At 63.7% G+C, this 14,928-nt stretch carries 20 protein-coding genes; 12 read left to right on the top strand and 8 right to left on the bottom strand.

Going from position 1 to position 14,928, the window contains the following annotated elements; genetic code table 11:
- Positions 1-2 precede the first annotated feature (2 nt).
- Positions 3-1,331, top strand: a complete 1,329-nt coding sequence (locus AC4GYV_RS08780) for a metal-dependent hydrolase family protein (RefSeq protein ID WP_491100271.1) — start codon at positions 3-5, stop codon at positions 1,329-1,331.
- On the opposite strand, the gene AC4GYV_RS08775 is transcribed toward AC4GYV_RS08780, so the two are convergent.
- The 5 genes from AC4GYV_RS08775 to AC4GYV_RS08755 all read right to left on the bottom strand — a co-directional run bounded on the left by AC4GYV_RS08775 (position 1,332) and on the right by AC4GYV_RS08755 (position 4,766).
- Positions 1,332-1,571, bottom strand: a complete 240-nt coding sequence (locus AC4GYV_RS08775) for a hypothetical protein (RefSeq protein ID WP_491100270.1) — start codon at positions 1,569-1,571, stop codon at positions 1,332-1,334.
- Positions 1,568-3,046, bottom strand: coding sequence for a radical SAM protein (locus AC4GYV_RS08770; RefSeq protein ID WP_491100269.1), 1,479 nt, complete (start codon positions 3,044-3,046; stop codon positions 1,568-1,570). The genes AC4GYV_RS08775 and AC4GYV_RS08770 overlap by 4 nt, the downstream gene beginning before the upstream one ends.
- Positions 2,994-3,719 carry a prolipoprotein diacylglyceryl transferase gene (locus AC4GYV_RS08765; protein ID WP_491100268.1) on the bottom strand — a complete coding sequence of 242 codons (726 nt, stop codon included), beginning with the start codon at positions 3,717-3,719 and terminating at the stop codon, positions 2,994-2,996. Before AC4GYV_RS08765 ends, AC4GYV_RS08770 begins: the two co-directional genes overlap by 53 nt.
- Positions 3,720-3,741: 22 nt before the next feature.
- Positions 3,742-4,416, bottom strand: coding sequence for a sensor histidine kinase (locus tag AC4GYV_RS08760; protein ID WP_491100267.1), 675 nt, complete (start codon positions 4,414-4,416; stop codon positions 3,742-3,744).
- Between the two features lie 83 nt (positions 4,417-4,499).
- Positions 4,500-4,766, bottom strand: a complete 267-nt coding sequence (locus AC4GYV_RS08755; RefSeq protein WP_491100266.1) for a hypothetical protein — start codon at positions 4,764-4,766, stop codon at positions 4,500-4,502.
- A gap of 147 nt (positions 4,767-4,913) precedes the next feature.
- On the opposite strand from AC4GYV_RS08755, the gene AC4GYV_RS08750 reads away from it, so the two are divergent.
- Positions 4,914-5,588, top strand: a complete 675-nt coding sequence (locus tag AC4GYV_RS08750) for a PEPxxWA-CTERM sorting domain-containing protein (RefSeq protein ID WP_491100265.1) — start codon at positions 4,914-4,916, stop codon at positions 5,586-5,588.
- Between the two features lie 1,147 nt (positions 5,589-6,735).
- Complete coding sequence (locus AC4GYV_RS08745; RefSeq protein WP_491100264.1) at positions 6,736-6,948, top strand: hypothetical protein; 213 nt, start codon at positions 6,736-6,738, stop codon at positions 6,946-6,948.
- Between the two features lie 51 nt (positions 6,949-6,999).
- On the opposite strand, the gene AC4GYV_RS08740 is transcribed toward AC4GYV_RS08745, so the two are convergent.
- Positions 7,000-7,200 (bottom strand): hypothetical protein, encoded by a 201-nt coding sequence (locus tag AC4GYV_RS08740; protein ID WP_491100263.1) that lies wholly within the window; start codon positions 7,198-7,200, stop codon positions 7,000-7,002.
- A gap of 161 nt (positions 7,201-7,361) precedes the next feature.
- Between AC4GYV_RS08740 and AC4GYV_RS08735 the strand changes: the two genes are divergently transcribed.
- From AC4GYV_RS08735 to AC4GYV_RS08715, 5 genes are all read left to right on the top strand, one after another.
- Positions 7,362-7,853, top strand: a complete 492-nt coding sequence (locus tag AC4GYV_RS08735; protein WP_491100262.1) for a hypothetical protein — start codon at positions 7,362-7,364, stop codon at positions 7,851-7,853.
- Entirely contained in the window at positions 7,850-9,175 is a 1,326-nt protein-coding gene (locus AC4GYV_RS08730) for a DNA-packaging protein (protein WP_491100261.1), read from the top strand. The genes AC4GYV_RS08735 and AC4GYV_RS08730 overlap by 4 nt, the downstream gene beginning before the upstream one ends.
- A gap of 49 nt (positions 9,176-9,224) precedes the next feature.
- Positions 9,225-9,461: a hypothetical protein gene (locus AC4GYV_RS08725; RefSeq protein ID WP_491100260.1), complete on the top strand. Its 237-nt coding sequence runs from the start codon at positions 9,225-9,227 to the stop codon at positions 9,459-9,461.
- A gap of 73 nt (positions 9,462-9,534) precedes the next feature.
- Positions 9,535-10,359, top strand: coding sequence for a hypothetical protein (locus AC4GYV_RS08720; protein WP_491100259.1), 825 nt, complete (start codon positions 9,535-9,537; stop codon positions 10,357-10,359).
- A 161-nt stretch (positions 10,360-10,520) separates the two neighbouring features.
- Positions 10,521-11,960 carry a hypothetical protein gene (locus AC4GYV_RS08715; RefSeq protein WP_491100258.1) on the top strand — a complete coding sequence of 480 codons (1,440 nt, stop codon included), beginning with the start codon at positions 10,521-10,523 and terminating at the stop codon, positions 11,958-11,960.
- Positions 11,961-11,965: 5 nt separating this feature from the next.
- On the opposite strand, the gene AC4GYV_RS08710 is transcribed toward AC4GYV_RS08715, so the two are convergent.
- A complete protein-coding gene (locus tag AC4GYV_RS08710) occupies positions 11,966-12,088 on the bottom strand; it encodes a hypothetical protein (RefSeq protein WP_491100257.1) in 123 nt (40 codons plus the stop codon).
- A 91-nt stretch (positions 12,089-12,179) separates the two neighbouring features.
- On the opposite strand from AC4GYV_RS08710, the gene AC4GYV_RS08705 reads away from it, so the two are divergent.
- From AC4GYV_RS08705 to AC4GYV_RS08690, 4 genes are read left to right on the top strand one after another with little or no spacing between them, the layout of a single operon-like run.
- Positions 12,180-12,326, top strand: a complete 147-nt coding sequence (locus AC4GYV_RS08705; protein WP_491100256.1) for a hypothetical protein — start codon at positions 12,180-12,182, stop codon at positions 12,324-12,326.
- A 29-nt stretch (positions 12,327-12,355) separates the two neighbouring features.
- A complete protein-coding gene (locus tag AC4GYV_RS08700; RefSeq protein ID WP_491100255.1) occupies positions 12,356-12,637 on the top strand; it encodes a phage fiber-tail adaptor protein in 282 nt (93 codons plus the stop codon).
- The gene (locus AC4GYV_RS08695; RefSeq protein WP_491100254.1) at positions 12,637-13,119 is read left to right on the top strand and encodes a head-tail connector protein; all 483 of its coding nucleotides are present in this window, start codon (positions 12,637-12,639) and stop codon (positions 13,117-13,119) included. The genes AC4GYV_RS08700 and AC4GYV_RS08695 overlap by 1 nt, the downstream gene beginning before the upstream one ends.
- Positions 13,116-13,436, top strand: a complete 321-nt coding sequence (locus AC4GYV_RS08690; RefSeq protein WP_491100253.1) for a hypothetical protein — start codon at positions 13,116-13,118, stop codon at positions 13,434-13,436. The genes AC4GYV_RS08695 and AC4GYV_RS08690 overlap by 4 nt, the downstream gene beginning before the upstream one ends.
- Here AC4GYV_RS08690 and AC4GYV_RS08685 read toward each other — a convergent pair.
- A complete protein-coding gene (locus AC4GYV_RS08685; RefSeq protein ID WP_491100252.1) occupies positions 13,433-14,740 on the bottom strand; it encodes a L,D-transpeptidase family protein in 1,308 nt (435 codons plus the stop codon). The genes AC4GYV_RS08690 and AC4GYV_RS08685 overlap by 4 nt on opposite strands.
- Positions 14,741-14,928: the final 188 nt, after the last annotated feature.

Below are 14,928 nucleotides of genomic sequence, written 5' to 3'. Positions count from 1 at the left end.
CTATGAGATGCATCGTTCGGTTCCTGCTGCTCTGCCTTGTCCTGACCGCGCCGGCTGCCGCGCAATCGGGGGCCACGCTCTTCCAGAATGTGCGAATCTTCGATGGGAAGAGCGCGACGCTTTCCCCGCCTTCGAGCGTGTTGGTGCGCGGCAATCTGATCGAGCGGATTTCGCCGGGTGCGATTGCGCCCGAGCCTGGCACGAAGGTGATCGACGGGGGCGGGCGGACGCTGATGCCCGGCCTAATCGATGCGCATTGGCACGCGATGCTGCTGGTGCTGTCGCCAGCGGAGATGCTGACGGGCGACGTCGGCTACGCCAACCTTGTTGCAGCCGACGAGGCCAGGGATACTCTGCTGCGCGGCTTCACGACGGTTCGCGATGTCGGCGGGCCGGTGTTCGGCCTGAAGCGGGCAATCGACGAGGGATTCGCCGAAGGTCCGCGCATCTATCCGTCGGGCGCGATGATCACGGTGACCAGCGGCCACGGCGATTTCCGCACGATCGGCGACTTGCCGCGTCAGATCGGCGGTCCGCTGAACCGTGGCGAGGAGATTGGGGGATTCGCGGTCGCTGATAGCCCAGACGAGGTGCGGGTGCGCGTCCGCGAGCAGCTGATGCAGGGCGCATCGCAGATCAAGCTGACCGGCGGGGGCGGGGTGTCGTCGCCGTTCAGTCCGATTGACGTGGTCACCTTCACCGAGCCCGAGCTTCATGCTGCGGTCGAGGCGGCGAGCAACTGGAACACCTATGTGACCGTGCATGCCTTCACGTCGGCCGCGATCCGGATCGCGATCGCAGCCGGCGCCAAGTGCATCGAGCACGGCTTCCTGATGAACGAAGACGACGCGAAGCTGATCGCGTCCAAGGGAATCTGGCTGAGTTTGCAGCCCTTGCCTGACGAGATGCGGACCGGTCTGCCGGTAGGTTCGGTGCAGCGCGAAAAGGCCGACGAGGTCTGGCCCGGCATCGACAACGCCTACCGTCTAGCGCGGAAGTATCACATCAAGACTGCGTGGGGGACCGACGTTCTTTTCTCGCGGGCGCTAGCGACGAAGCAGGGCGCCATCCTGGCATCGCTGACGCGCTGGTACACCCCGGCCGAGGCGCTGATCATGGCGACGTCCACCAACGCCGAGCTGCTGCGCCTGTCGGGTCCGCGCAATCCCTATCCGGGGGCACTCGGTGTGGTTCAGCCGGGCGCTTATGCCGACCTGCTGCTGGTCGACGGCAATCCGCTGCAGGACATCAACCTGATCGCGAACCCGGGGAAGAATTTCCTGGTCATCATGAAGAACGGGCAGATCTTCAAGGACACGCTCGACAGGTGATCAGACGTCCAGCTCTCCATCCTCCGAGCGGGCCTGGCGGATGAGGCGGCGGCCGCCGAAGATGAGGCCGATCCCGACCGCCAGCGGCGGCACGCCGAACATGAGCACCATCGGCACCATGCTGAGCATGCTGCTCGGCTCCGTGAACGACATCGCCAGTCCGTAGAGCGTGCAGAGTCCGCTGACGCCGGCGATCAGGATTCCGACCGCCAGCAATATCCCCCCGAAAAGCATCTTCATGCGGCCGGTCTCCCCCCTGTTTCCCGATGGCGAGCCAGGACGCCCGCACCCTCCGCGCCCGCTCGGTAGAATGTGTTGTAGGTGTCGAACGGAATGATCTGCCCATCCGGCGTCACGAAGTGCACGCAGCTGCGCTTCACGGTGCCGAGATCGAAATTGTAGCGATCGAGGAACTGCAGGATCACGACGCGGAAGCTGTTGGCGTAGCTGAGCTCCTCCGGCACCATGGCGTGCGGCAGGCAGCAGAGCAGTCCGGCGAGCTTTTCCTCCGTGTTCGCCTGTGCGGTCGCGAGCGAGAGCAGGTCGAGGATCTTCGTGCGCAGCTCCGGATAGGCTTCGTAGCTGATGGTGTTCGGGCCGCTGAGGATGACCTCCGGCGGAAGGAGATTGGTGAGCGGGGTGACCTGCTGCCCGTCGCGAAGCGCATAGCCGATCGAGATCTGATCCGGGTTGCAGGGCAAGGGGATCATGTCGTCGGTCGAGAAGACGCCGGACTTGCCGACTTCGCGGCGGATTTGGGTGAGCAGGACGCGGTTCTCGTTGGCGTCGAAATGTTCGTTGCGGCCGGCGTCCTGCACCGGCTGGAAGGTGACGCCGCGGACGCACTTCCAGGTGAGCGCGTGACGGACGATGTCCGCGACTTCGTGATCGTTGACCCCGCGTTTCACGACGGCGACGAGGGTGGTCGAGAGGTTGACGGCTTCGAGGGCTTCGAGCGCCTCGCGGCGGATGCGGCTGAGCCTGGCGCCGCGCAGATCCATGAGCGCATCGTCGTTCATGGAGTCGAACTGGAGATAGACTTCGAGCTGCGGCGCGTAGCTGGCGAGGCGTTCGACGAAGGCCCGGTCCTGGGCGATGCGGACGCCGTTGGTGTTGATCATCACGTGGCGCACCGGGCGCCGCTTCACCGCGTCGAGGATCTCGAAGAAGTTGGGATGGATCGTTGGTTCGCCGCCGGAGAGCTGCACCAGGTCGGGCTCGCCTTCACTTGCGACGAGGGCGTCGAGCATGCGCTCGATTTCCGCGAGCGGGCGGTGCGCGCCGTGAATGTCGGTCGCGTTGGCGAAGCAGACGGGACAGGCGAGATTGCAGGCCTCGTTGATCTCGATGATCGCGAGGCAGCTGTGCTGCTCATGATCGGGGCAGAGGCCGCAATCGAAGGGGCAGCCCGCTTCGGTGCGGGTCTGCGTGGTCAGCGGGCGATCGCCGGGCTTCAGCCAGAGCTTCTGCTGCTGCCAATAATCGAGATCGTCGCTGATCAGCGTCTTCTGCACGCCGTGGTCGCGGCAGCGCTTTAGGTAGAAGACCTTGGCATCCTCGATGATGATCTTGGCCGGGACGGGCTCGAGGCATTTCTCGCACAGGCTCGTCGTCTGGCTGTGGAAGAGATAGTGCGCGGCCTTGCGCTGGGGGTGGTGCGGCTCAGGCGGACCCGAGTTGTCCGAAGCGGCTACGGCGCCACCAGATAAGTCCATATGCAATCAGCCCCAGCATCAGGAAGTGGAACAGATTCAGCGGACCGAGCACCGCTGCGTACGGCTTCAGGAACTCCCACGCGAAGCGCTGGGCAGCATAATAGATTATCATCGCCTGGAAAGCATGGTCGCGGGCCCAGGGCGCGCCGGTGAAGCGGGCGCGGAGATAGACGGCCAGGAACGCCGCCATCGCCAGCGCCTCGTAGAGCTGGACGGGATGGCGACCGATGCCGTCACCGAGGTCGACTGCCCACGGGACGTTCGACGGAATGCCGTAGGTGTAATCGGGCAGTCCAGCGAAGAAGCAGCCGAAGCGGCCGATGACGATGCCGACGCAGATCGGGAGGACGAACGCGCCGCCGGTGGATTGGCGAACGCCGTGGAGGCGCTTCCACAGCTCGACCGCAACGATCGCCCCGGCAAGGGCGCCCGCGATGCTGTGCGATGGTGCGACGATGGGACCGCGCAGGGAGTTGGCGGAGCCGAACAGCCAGGCGCCGAGGACGCCGCCGACGGCGAGGCTGACGAAATAGCTGGGCGTGGTGATGCCTGAGAGGCGGAGCGAGTCCTCGGGCCATCGGCGCTGCTGCCACCACGCCGCGAGTGCGGCGGAAATCCAGGCCAGGGCGTCGAAGGCGTAATGCGCGGCCGGATTGGTGGGGACCTCGATCATCCGGCGGAAGTAGAAGCCGGGTTCAGCGCTGTCCGCAAGCGAGAGGAAGAGTCGCCATCAGCATCGTACCGTCGGCGTGGCGATGGAGCTTCAGCGTTCCGCCGAGCTCCTCGGCGCGCTCAATCATGCCGTCGAGGCCGACGCCGCTGTCCCACGAATTGAGCGTCTCGTTCCGGCCGTCGTCGCGGATCGAGAGCAGCACGCGCTCCTTGTTCGCGGAGATGTGAACCGACACGCGGGTGGCGTTGGCGTGCCGGTGGACGTTAGCCAGCGCTTCCTGGACGATACGGTAGATGCAGCATTGAAGCTCTTCTGCCAGGTCGTCAGCAACAACGATGTCGGTTTCGAACCTGAGGCCGGTTCGCGCTTCGTATCCGGCGATGAACAGTCGCAGCGCTTCTGAGAGGCTGCGGCCTTCGAGCGCCGGAGGATGTCCGAGGAAGGAGAAGGTGCGGATTTCCTTCAACAGGGTGTCGACGATCTCCTGTTGCTCGGCGATCAGCTCCATGGCCTCGGGCGGCGCCAGGGATTCAAGGTTTGCGAGATTGAGCCGCAGCGCGACGATGAGCTGTGCGGTGGAGTCGTGCAGGTCGCGCGCAATGCGCTTCCGTTCATCCTGATGCGCGTCGAGGATGAGTGTCGTCAGCGACGGAAATTGCTCGGCGCCAGCCTCCGGCCGGCCGTTCTCAAGTCTCACAACACCCCCCTGCTGTGATCGATTTCGGTCTAAGCCTAACAGCTTTCCGTTTGTTTTCTATAGGAAAATTTGAAACATCTGTTTCAGAACCAGAAACTGAGAGCCCCGGAAAGGAGCAGCGCAAGGCCGAGAACGAAGGCCTTGTCGGCGTGGCGTTCGAACCGATCGTCGGTCCTGCTGATCGCATGGTGCGACAAGCCGCAGCCGACGAGGAAGGCTAGCGCTGCACCGAAGGAAAGCTCGTCAGCCGGCGTGCTCGCCGACTTTCCGCTGACATGGACCACGGTGACGATCAGCAGCGCCACGCCGAGCAACGTCGCGGATGAATCGACGATGTAATGTGCCCTCATGGTGACTCATCTCTCCTGCGCGTCGTCTCGTCGGTGCTGATAAAGCACAGCCGCGCAAAAGCTAATGGGGGCGGGAACGGACATGGTTAACGTCCGTTCGCGCAGGTTCCGGCGTCCTGTTGTCGCCGTACTTGTCAGGAGTTGCTTATGCGTGCCCTCATGGTTCCCGCGGCGACAATCGCGTTCGTCACTGCAGTTCCCGCCTCGGCAACGATCGAGCTGGTTGATGCAAGCAGCATTCAGGGCGCGAACGTGCTGTTCAACAACGGCAGCCAAACCGGAACCATGGTCCAGGGTTCGACGCAAAGCGGAACGATCGTCAATTTCACGGGCACGACCGTCGGCGGCGCCAATATCATCACTGCTAATGGTGGTCAGGCGCGGATCGAAGGCGATCTCGACACCAGCACGAACAATCCCAACGACACCTTGCTGCTGCAGACGCTGAGCTTCGGCCTCGACGGCGGCGGCACGTTCAACAATCTGGAATTCAACCTGTTCAACGGCGGCGGAACCACCGGCACGGTCAGCTTCATCCTGACCGACAACGAAGGGCAGACGTTCAACTTCGACGATCTCGCGCTCGGGACAGGATCCAATTTCTTCGGCTTCATCGGCATCGACGGCGAAAGCATCGCCAACGTTGCGTTCACGACGAGCGCCGGCATCGGCGACGTTCGACAGATCCGGCTCGACCAAACGGCCGCCGCGGCCGTGCCCGAACCCGCGACCTGGGCGATGTTGCTGTTCGGCTTCGCTGGAGTGGGGATTTCGCTCCGCCGGTCTCGTCGCCGTCATAGCAGTTTGCGACAAGCCGCCTGAAATCGGACTGGCGCTGTAACGATTGCACGCTACACAAAGCGCCGAGACTCGCTTCCCTCTCGACAGCGGTGGAGCGTGTTTCCGGCCCGGCGTCCGGTCGCCCCGGCGTCCGGGCCGTTAGCGCTAACCTGATCGAGGTTGTCAGGTTCCCACGGTAATAACCCCAATTCGCAATGCCTTGGCGGGCTGTATGAGTCCGAGTCGAGCCCGCTTCGACCCTCCCCAATCCCCGCAGCGGGTTCACATTTTGCTGGAGTAGCCCTGGTTAGACTTCCACGGTTGCTCAGCTCGCGTCGCTCGACGACGCAAATAGGGCGGCTCGTATTCTCGGTACGGGCCGCCCTCAACTTGCCGCACGCTCAGGGGGTGCTCGCGTGCGAGGGTGTAACGCCCGCCCGGAGTCGAGGTTCCTACGGCTGAGAGCTGACGGCCCGGCAAAGGTGTGTCCAGCGCCGGGCCGGAGTGCACCCGAGATGCCTTAGTCGAGTCACCGGGGTGCGGCTCAGCTGAAACATAGGCTTGTTGCAGCGCACGAGGGCTGATGTGGATCAACTTTGCTTTGCGGCGAGGGCGATCCCGGGATTTAGTTCCATTCAACAATTTGGGTTAGCGCGCGTGATTCATCTGCCGTTTACGACTCGGTTGTTCCGTCCGTGCCTCCTCCCTTCCCCCCGGTGCTGACGGAATGCCCAAACGGCCCGGCGACCAGGGGCAAAGTCGCCGGGCCGTTTCCCGCCCGAGCAATGCTGGACTCTCCCGCGGCCGAGGCGGATACTGCTGTTTCTGTGGAGGGCGACCCATGAGAATAAAGATCGCAATATTTCTGTTTGCTGCGGCGACCGTTGCGGCTGCAATCGCAGTGAAGTGCCCGCTCTGTCCGAGTTGATCCGCGCTGCACGACCGCGCTCGGAGGCTGGTTGATTTCTCGGGAAAGGACCCGCCCTTCGAATGCCCCCGAAAGGGCGAGCCCCATGCGTATGCCGGCGGAAAAGTGGGAAACCGGCGAAGGTCGCTTAACCAATTAACTTTGGGTTTAAAAGACTCAAATTCAAAACTTATTTGGGGCTCCGCTGCGACCACTCTAGCGGCCGTTCATAACAGCAGTTAGCTTCCGCGACGCCGAATCGTTGCGTGCTGGAATTTCAGATTGAGCAAGATCAACACGAGCACGGCGGCGCTGCTTGGCGTCGCGGTCGGCGTTCGTACGGTGGAAGCGCTGGTCGCCAAGAAAGTGCTGACGCATGACGAAGCGATCGGCCTCTTCTGCAACGCGCTTCAAAGCATTCGCGACCCGGACGAGAATGCGGAGGCCAGGCGGCTGCTCAGGTCGATCATGCCGGGGTTGGATGAGTTGAGCTGAGTTGAACTTGTGACGCTAAATTTGGTCGGTGTGGATCTTGCGGCCTCCGCCTCATGCAAGATCAATGAGCATGAAGACCGCAACCACTATCACCATGGCAGCTCCGCCCATGGCTAGCCAGAAGTTGAGCGGGTCTTGGTCGCGACCGACTTTCCTCCAAGACACTAGGACCAATCCAGTCTTGAAGCCGTGAATGATTTGTGCGGCGGCAATCACGACGAAGGCGGCAATGAACAGGTAGATCGGAAGCACATACCGTCGTTAGCACGCTTCCGTACTCAGCGAAATTACCAAATAGGTGAAATATATCTTGACAGCGTCACGCTGTTTGGGTACACGGTAGGCACAGTGAAGAATTGTGATTCGGGCGGCGCTCCTCGGGGCGGCCGCCCGATTTCGTTTGGGAGCGGGGCGTGGCGGGGAAGTTGAACCTGGTTGGCGGAAAGAGGCCGCAGATGCGCAAGGGGCAGGCGCGCGACTGGACGGTCGAGAAGGAGCGCAGCTTCCTCACGGTGCTCGCCGAGACCTGCAACGTCACCAGGGCAGCGGAAGAGGCAGGGGTCTCGATCAACGGGGCTTATAAGCGCCGTAGGGAGAATGCGGCGTTTCGCACCGGCTGGCTGGAGGCGATTTCGGTCGCTTACCAGCGGCTGGAGCTGGTGCTGCTCGATCGCGCGTTCAACGGGACCGAAAAGGTCATCAAGCGCAAGGACGGCAACGAAGAGCGGATGCTGGAATATTCGAACCAGCTCGGCCTGACGCTGCTGAAGATGCATCGGGATACGGCGGTCGACGCCTCGACTGAGTTCCAGCCGGAGCAGATCGAGGAGCTGCGCGAGCGGCTGTTCAAGAAATTCCAGCGGTTGAAGACGCGCGACGCTGAGCCGGCAGACCCAAACGCATGACGCTGCTTCATCGCGCCGAGCCGCTGATCGAGCGGCTGCGGAACGCGAGCGAAGAGGAGTTCTGGCGGATCATCAACGCGATGACGCCGCTCGACCTCGCGGCGCTCGACGTCTGGTTCGAACTATGGGCGCACGAGAACCAGCTTCCGCCGAATGGCGACGCATGGCGCGTGTGGCTGATGATGGCCGGGCGCGGGTTCGGGAAGACGCGTGCGGGGGCCGAGTGGATCTACGCGCTGGCGAGTGCCCGACCCGGGGTGCGGATCGCCCTGGTCGGGGCGAATATCGGCGATGCGCGGAGCATCATGGTCGAGGGCGTGAGCGGACTGCTGAGCGTTGCGCGCAACTATGGGCGGCGGTTGAGCTGGGAGCCGAGCCTGGGGCGGCTGCGCTGGCCGAACGGAAGCGAGGCGATGCTGTTTTCGGGCGACAATGCCGATGGGCTGCGCGGGCCGGAGCACGACTTCGCCTGGTGCGATGAGCTGGCGAAATGGCGGCAGGCGGAAGGGGCGTGGATGAATTTGCAGATGGGGCTTCGGCGAGGAACGCGGCCGCGGGCGCTGGTGACGACGACGCCGCGTCCGATCGAGCTGCTGAAGATGATCGAAGCGGATCCGCGGACGGTCACCACGCGCGGGCGGACGAGCGACAATATCAATCTGGACGAAAAGTTCATCGAGGCGATGACGGCGACTTACGGCGGCACCCGGCTCGGGCGGCAGGAGCTGGACGGCGAGATGCTGCACGACGTCGAGGGCGCGCTGTGGCCGCGTGAGGTGATCGAGCGGTCGCGCGCGGAGCGGTCCGAGCGGTTTGACCGCATTTACGTGGGCGTCGATCCGCCGGCGGGCGTGGGCGAGGGGTCGGACGCTTGCGGCATCGTGGTCGCGGGCTCGGCAGACGGAGCGCTCTACGTGCTCGAGGATGCGACGGTCCGGGGGCTCTCGCCCGAGGGCTGGGCCAATCGCGTCGCGGCTGCGGCTGCGCGTTGGGACACGAGCCTGGTGGTGGCGGAAGCGAACAATGGCGGGGCGATGGTCGAGAGCGTGCTCAAGGCGGCGGACCTGGGGCTTAGGGTGCGGCTGGTGCATGCGTCGAAGGGCAAATGCGCGCGGGCCGAGCCGGTCGCGCTGAAGTTCGAGGCTGGACGCGCGTTCTTCGCCGGCGAGTTTCCGGAACTGGAGGCGGAGCTTGGCGGGATGACCGCCGGGGGAGGGTATGAAGGGCCGGGCAGGTCGCCGGACCGGGCGGACGCGATGGTGTGGGCGATGACGGTGTTGAGCGAGACGCGAAGCGGGGTGCCGCGGGTGCGGCGGCTCTGATGTGGATCAGGATGAGGAACGAATAGGAGACACCGATCACTTGAGGTGCATGCCCAAATACCGGATTCACGTCGTGAACAGCGACTTCAACGCCTGTGAAGAGGTTGAAATGGCCAGCTTCGAAAGCGCCCGCGTCCATGGCTTGATGGGGGCGCTGCGGATCGGAACCGACGAATTGTGCAAGGAAGGCGGCGCAAGCTTTTTCGGCGCGGAGGTGCGCGTCGAATCCGAGGGGAATGTGCAGGCGCGAATGGTCATCGCCATGGGAGCGTCGCCGCTGCAGTGATCTCATGAACTGGGTGCCACCGGACCGTCGCTTGTGATACGCGTCCGGCACGACTTGAAAGCCGGGGGGCATCATGGCGACTGTAGCAGACACGTTTTCAATCAAGGAACGGCGGCCGGACGTGCTTTCCGGGACGCCGCGGGCTCATGCGATCGACCGGTGGATCTTCGTCGCGATGGCGGTGTGGTTCATCGCGATCGTGCTCGTGGGATTCATTCCCGATTCGATGATGAAGGTCGGGATGGTGAAGGCCGGCGTGAGGCCGCCGTTCCCGCTGGTCATGCACCTTCACGCGGTGCTGATGGCATCGTTCCTGCTGTTGCTGCTGGCGCAGACGGTGATGGTGGCGACGGGCCGGTGCGCCTTGCACAAGAAGGTCGGGATCGCGGCCTTCGTGCTCGTGCCGGCCTTGGTCGTGGTCGGGTTCATCCTGGCGCCGACCATGTATCATCAGGTGTGGGGCGGGGCGCATTTCGGACCGCCGCAGGCTCGTGCCGCGCTTACGCCGGTTGTTCCGATCGTCGAGAACATCCTGCTGCTGCAGATCAGCGCGGGATTATTGTTCGCGACGTTCATCACGATCGCATTGCGCGCCCGCAAGGAGAATGTCGGGCTGCACAAGAGGATGGTGATCCTGGCGACCGCAGTGCCGCTGGGCGCAGCGATCGACCGGATGTGGTGGCTGCCGTCGAGCATGCCGGCAAGCCCGTGGGCGACCGACGCCTATGTGCTGCTGGCGATCGCGCCGATGTTGTTGTGGGACGTCATCCGCAACCGGCGGGTGCACGAGGCGTATCTGATCTGGCTGGCGATCTACGTGCCGGCCGCGCTGCTGGTCGTCGCTGCCTGGGACAAGCCCTGGTGGCACACGACGGCGCAGCGCATCATGGGGGTGTGAGAACCCCAATTTTCTGAAGGCTGGGAAGCCGTCACGGGAATGAATCCCGTGACGTCAGTCCGGTCGCCTGGCGGCGCCGGCTGGCCGGCTTTCGTGCACTCTTCGACATAAGCTCGCGGTCGCGACCTTATGCTCGGGCACTCAAGACTTAGGAGGGAGCGATGGGGTGGTGGTTCGGCCGCAAATCTGCGGCGGCGGACGTGAGGCCGTTTGTGCCTGGCTGGTTGAAATCAGCCGACGAGGAGGTGGGTTTCGCTCGCTCCTATTCGTCGCAATCGGCGCCCGGCGATTTCAAGGACGGCCAGGTGGTTTGGCTGGAGGGTGCCGGGCCCTCGCTGACGATCCCTGGTCGAAGCGTGACGATGGCAGCGGGGACCAATACGGTCGCGGTGAGCTCGAGCGGCAGCTACGGTAATTCGTGCGGATATGTCGGGCAGATGATCGACATATCCGGAGCTGGGTTGCCGGCAAACACGTACATCACCGCGTGGGCGCCGGGGACGCTGACGTTGTCGAACAATGCTGCGGCGACGGTGTCGGGCGCAGCGATTACGGTTCGCGCTCCCCTGGTGGCCGAAATCCAATCGGGTGGCGGGACGTCAACGCTGACGATCGACGCGTATCCTGATGCGCCGCAGAATGTCAGTGGCGCGACGATCAGGCATGCGGCTCCGGGAATCTATTCTTCGATCCAATGTCACGCCCGTGATCTGGAGATCGACGGGTTCCAAGTTGGGATGGTGCTTGCGGGAATCACCACTGCGGGCGCGGTCGCGGACTTGTGCATGTTCGAGAACATCATGTTCTCGGGAACGCGTGCCGGTGTCGTTTTGCAGGGCAGCGATGCGCAGGTGAACAGCTTCTACACCTGCAACTTTGCGGGCCCGGAAGTCGGCGTGATCGACGACAGCTTCCTCGGCAATTACTTCTACGGATGCCACTGGGCGTTCAATTGCGGGATCCAGGTTTTCCGGCCGGGCGCGGTGACCCAGATCATCGGCGGCTACATGGAAAGCGGGACGAGCTTCATGGCTCCGCAGAACGGCAATTCCATGTTCTTCGGCACCGTCAGCATGGTGAACGGAGCAGGGTTCAAAGGTATCGCTTCTGTCGGCGGGAGCGGCGGCGTGATCGCGACGCCACCGATCGCGATCGAGGGCCCGGTCCTGACCAAGGACAATGGGCAGGGGAATGGCGCGGCGCAGTTCAGCGGCGATGTGCTGTCCTACGGTGCCGGCAAGTTCGTCATCCAGAATAACGGCAATCCCTATGGGACCTCAGGTGCGGCGACTGGCGCATTGCGGCTGTGGCTCAACGGCGGTGCGCAAGCCTATGTCTCCTCGCTCGATGAGCTCTGGCTGAGCGCCGAGAAGGCGATCAAGCTGCGGCCCAACGGCGACGTCGTCACGGCTACAGTGGACTCGAGTGCGATCAGCCTGGCTTCGGGGAAGGTGCTGAAGGTGGGCGGGACGCAGGTGGTGGGTGCGCAAGGGGCGGCCTTGCCGGCCGACGCGACCGACCTGGCCAGCGCTCTCACGCTCGTCAACGCGATCAAGGCGAGGATGAAGGCGACCGGCGGCCACGGCCTGGTCGCGGACTGAGCGAGTTAGCCGGAGCCGCCCAGGAAGCGAGGTCCGATCAGGACGGCCGCTACGACGATGAGCCCAACGAAGGCGTAGAAGGCGATAATGGTCTTCAGGCGGATGCCGGAAGGCAGGGGCGATGGCACGAAGTCGATCCTCAACACGCTTAGATAAGCAAGCGAAAGCAGCGATAATGGAAGATTGCGACGCAGAGAACAGGCTGCGGGCGGTGAGCGCGTGAGCATCGCCGAAAGTTCCCTGAGCGAGGCACCGATCGCCGCCCAAGGACCACGGGGCGCCTCGAAGAAGTCGCTGGGTAGGCCGCCCAGCAATCGGCGGATCGTGGCGAAGGGCGACGACGTCGCGGCGCCCGAGGCGCGCTGAGTTTCGCCCCAGTTTAGCAAAGGACAGAGATGACACTTCTGCTCAAGGACCCTGATGCGGTCCTCGATTATTCCGTCGATTGGGGCGCCGAATATCTGCTCGGCGACCTCATCGCCGAGAGCGCGTGGACCGTTGAGCCGGACGAAGAGGGCGGCATCTCGGTCGCCGGCGGCGATTTCGATGCGAGCACTTCCGTCGTGAAAGTGGCTGGCGGGTTGCCAGGGCGGATCTATCGCCTGGTCAATCACGTGACCTTGCTGTCAGGCCGTGTCGATAGCCGGTCGATCGTGCTGCGCGTGGAGAAACGGTGATGGGCGTCCTTGGAACCGCGCTGCCCGTAGTCACGATCAGCGAAGCCCAGGCTTACGTGCGGGTCGAGACCGGGGAGGAGGAAGCGCTGCTCGCCGCGCTGATCCGGACCGCGAGCGCGTTGTGCGAGGCTTTTCTGGGCCAGGTGGTGATCGCGCGGCCATTTGCAGCGGATGTTCCGGCAAGCTCGAGCTGGCAGCGGCTGGAAACGGGGCCGGTGCAGTCGATCAGCGGGGTTGAGGCGTCTGGCTCGGTTCTGCCGAGCGGCGGCTACGCGATTGATATCGATGCGCGTGGGGATGGCTGGGTTCGCATGGTCGATGCGGGCGGGGCACAGGATGCGAACGGGGTGCCGGAGCCGATCCGGCAGGGCGTGCTGCGGCTGGTGGCGCATCTGTTCACCGCGAGGGACGGGGACGCGGGTGAGCCGCCGGCCGCCGTCACTGCGCTGTGGCGCCCGTATCGCCGGATGAGGCTGGCATGAGCGGCGAGTTCGCGGGGACGCTGCGGGAGCGTGTGGTGATCGAGCAGCCGATTTCGACGCGCAATGCGATGGGGTTGCAGGCGACTCTAACTGCCGGTGGTTGGCGGTACGTCGCGGCGACGGACGGAATGACGGCCTATGTTCGGTCGACCGACGGCTACATTGGTTATCGGGGCGGAAGCTGGCAGCAGGTGCTCAGTAGCCAGGCTCCGGCGATTGCTTCGCCTTCGGGAGGCACGACAGTCGATACCGAAGCGCGCGCTGCGATCGATCAGGTCCTTACCGCCCTACGTCAGCACGGATTGATCGAAAGCTAGTTGGCTGAGGCTAGAGCCGGAGCTTTGTCCCAGCCGTAAATGTCCTCGAGGTAGGTCACTTTCCCGTCGCGGACCTGCGCGGTGAGATAGGTCAGGACGATCGGGATGCCCTTGGGTAGCTGGACGCGGATTTCGGGATCACTTCCAGGGGACACCGGATCCTGACCGAGCACCCATCGGCCGAGGCGTTGCGCGTCCTCGACGCGAACACAGCCGTTGCTGAGGTCGCGGGAGGCTTTCGCGAAGAGCGCCTTGTTCGGCGTGTCGTGGAGGTAAATGTCCTCCGGGTTCGGGAATGGGAATTTGAGCTTGCCCATCGAATTCAGGCTGCCCGGCGCCTGACGCACGAGCAAATGGACGTTGCCGGAAGCCGCGCCCTTCCAGTCGACCGTAGCCGGATCGACCGGTTCGCTCGCGGTCCACTCCGGAAGCACCTCATATCCGTGTGACTTCAGATAGCCCTGCCCCATCCTGAGCACGTTCGGCGCGATCGTCTTGCGGACCAGATGGTCTGGAGCGTGCCAGTACGGGTTGTAGGTCACGTAGAACATGATGCTGGCGATCAGCGGCGTTGGCAGCTGGTTCGTGCCGACAATGACCTTCATGTAGTCCACGGGCTGGCCGTTTTCGTACAGGGTCAGCAGCTGCGTGCCGGAATCTACGAGTAGAAAGCGCCCGGTAGCTGGGATAGAGCGCGCGCGGTCGAGGTTGGCGAGCAGGCGCGGGTCCGGGGTCAGATTGCCACTAGCCTGTGCCTCCGCCCACGCGGCATCGCGAAGCTGCGCGTAGACCGGATTCAGTCCGGAAGTATTGGCCAGATAGCGCTCAAGCGAAGGCGCAGCGGCTGCGGTGAGTAGGATTTGCGTTGTTCCCGTCCCCTGCGGACGCATGATGGGGAAGGCGTAGATCATGCCCGGAGTAGGCTTCTTGATCGCCTGTACGTAAGCGACCCACGCCGACGAGAGGACACGCTCCGCAGCAGTCACATCGGCGGGCTTGCCGCTCTGGGCTTGTGCGGCCGCAGTCTGCACTTGGGCGGCTAGCTGAGGGCCTTGGGCGAAGCCGTCGAACGGGGCGCGCTGCAGGATTGAGACGAGCTGACTGACTGCCGCTGCGTTCGGACCGTTGCGGAACCAGATCGGCTGGCCCCGGAATGTGTCGTAATAAGAGGCGACGCCTGCGCTTGTCGGGAGGGTCAGCGAAGAAGCCGGAGCAAGTATCGGCTGGACGTTTTGAGCTATCAGAGGCGCGCCGGAAACGGCCGCGCTGGCCATGATCGCGAACTTCAGCAGATTCAACTTCACCGCATATTCCCCCAGTCATATCGTAAATGTAGCTCCGATCGTGGTCGGTCCAAGCTGCATTCACGATTAACTGGTCCGAATTTCTTGAGAATGCGGGAATTTAACCACAGTCTTCTCAGGCTGTGCCTGGGGGCCTCCATGGATAGTGGGGACTCCCGCTCCTAATGTTGTTGCGGCCTAGCCTTGTC

It is taken from the genome of Sphingomonas sp. SP4, assembly GCF_058313375.1.
The sequence above is the reverse complement of the archived record's forward strand: the minus strand, read 5'-3'. Positions and strand labels throughout refer to the sequence as shown.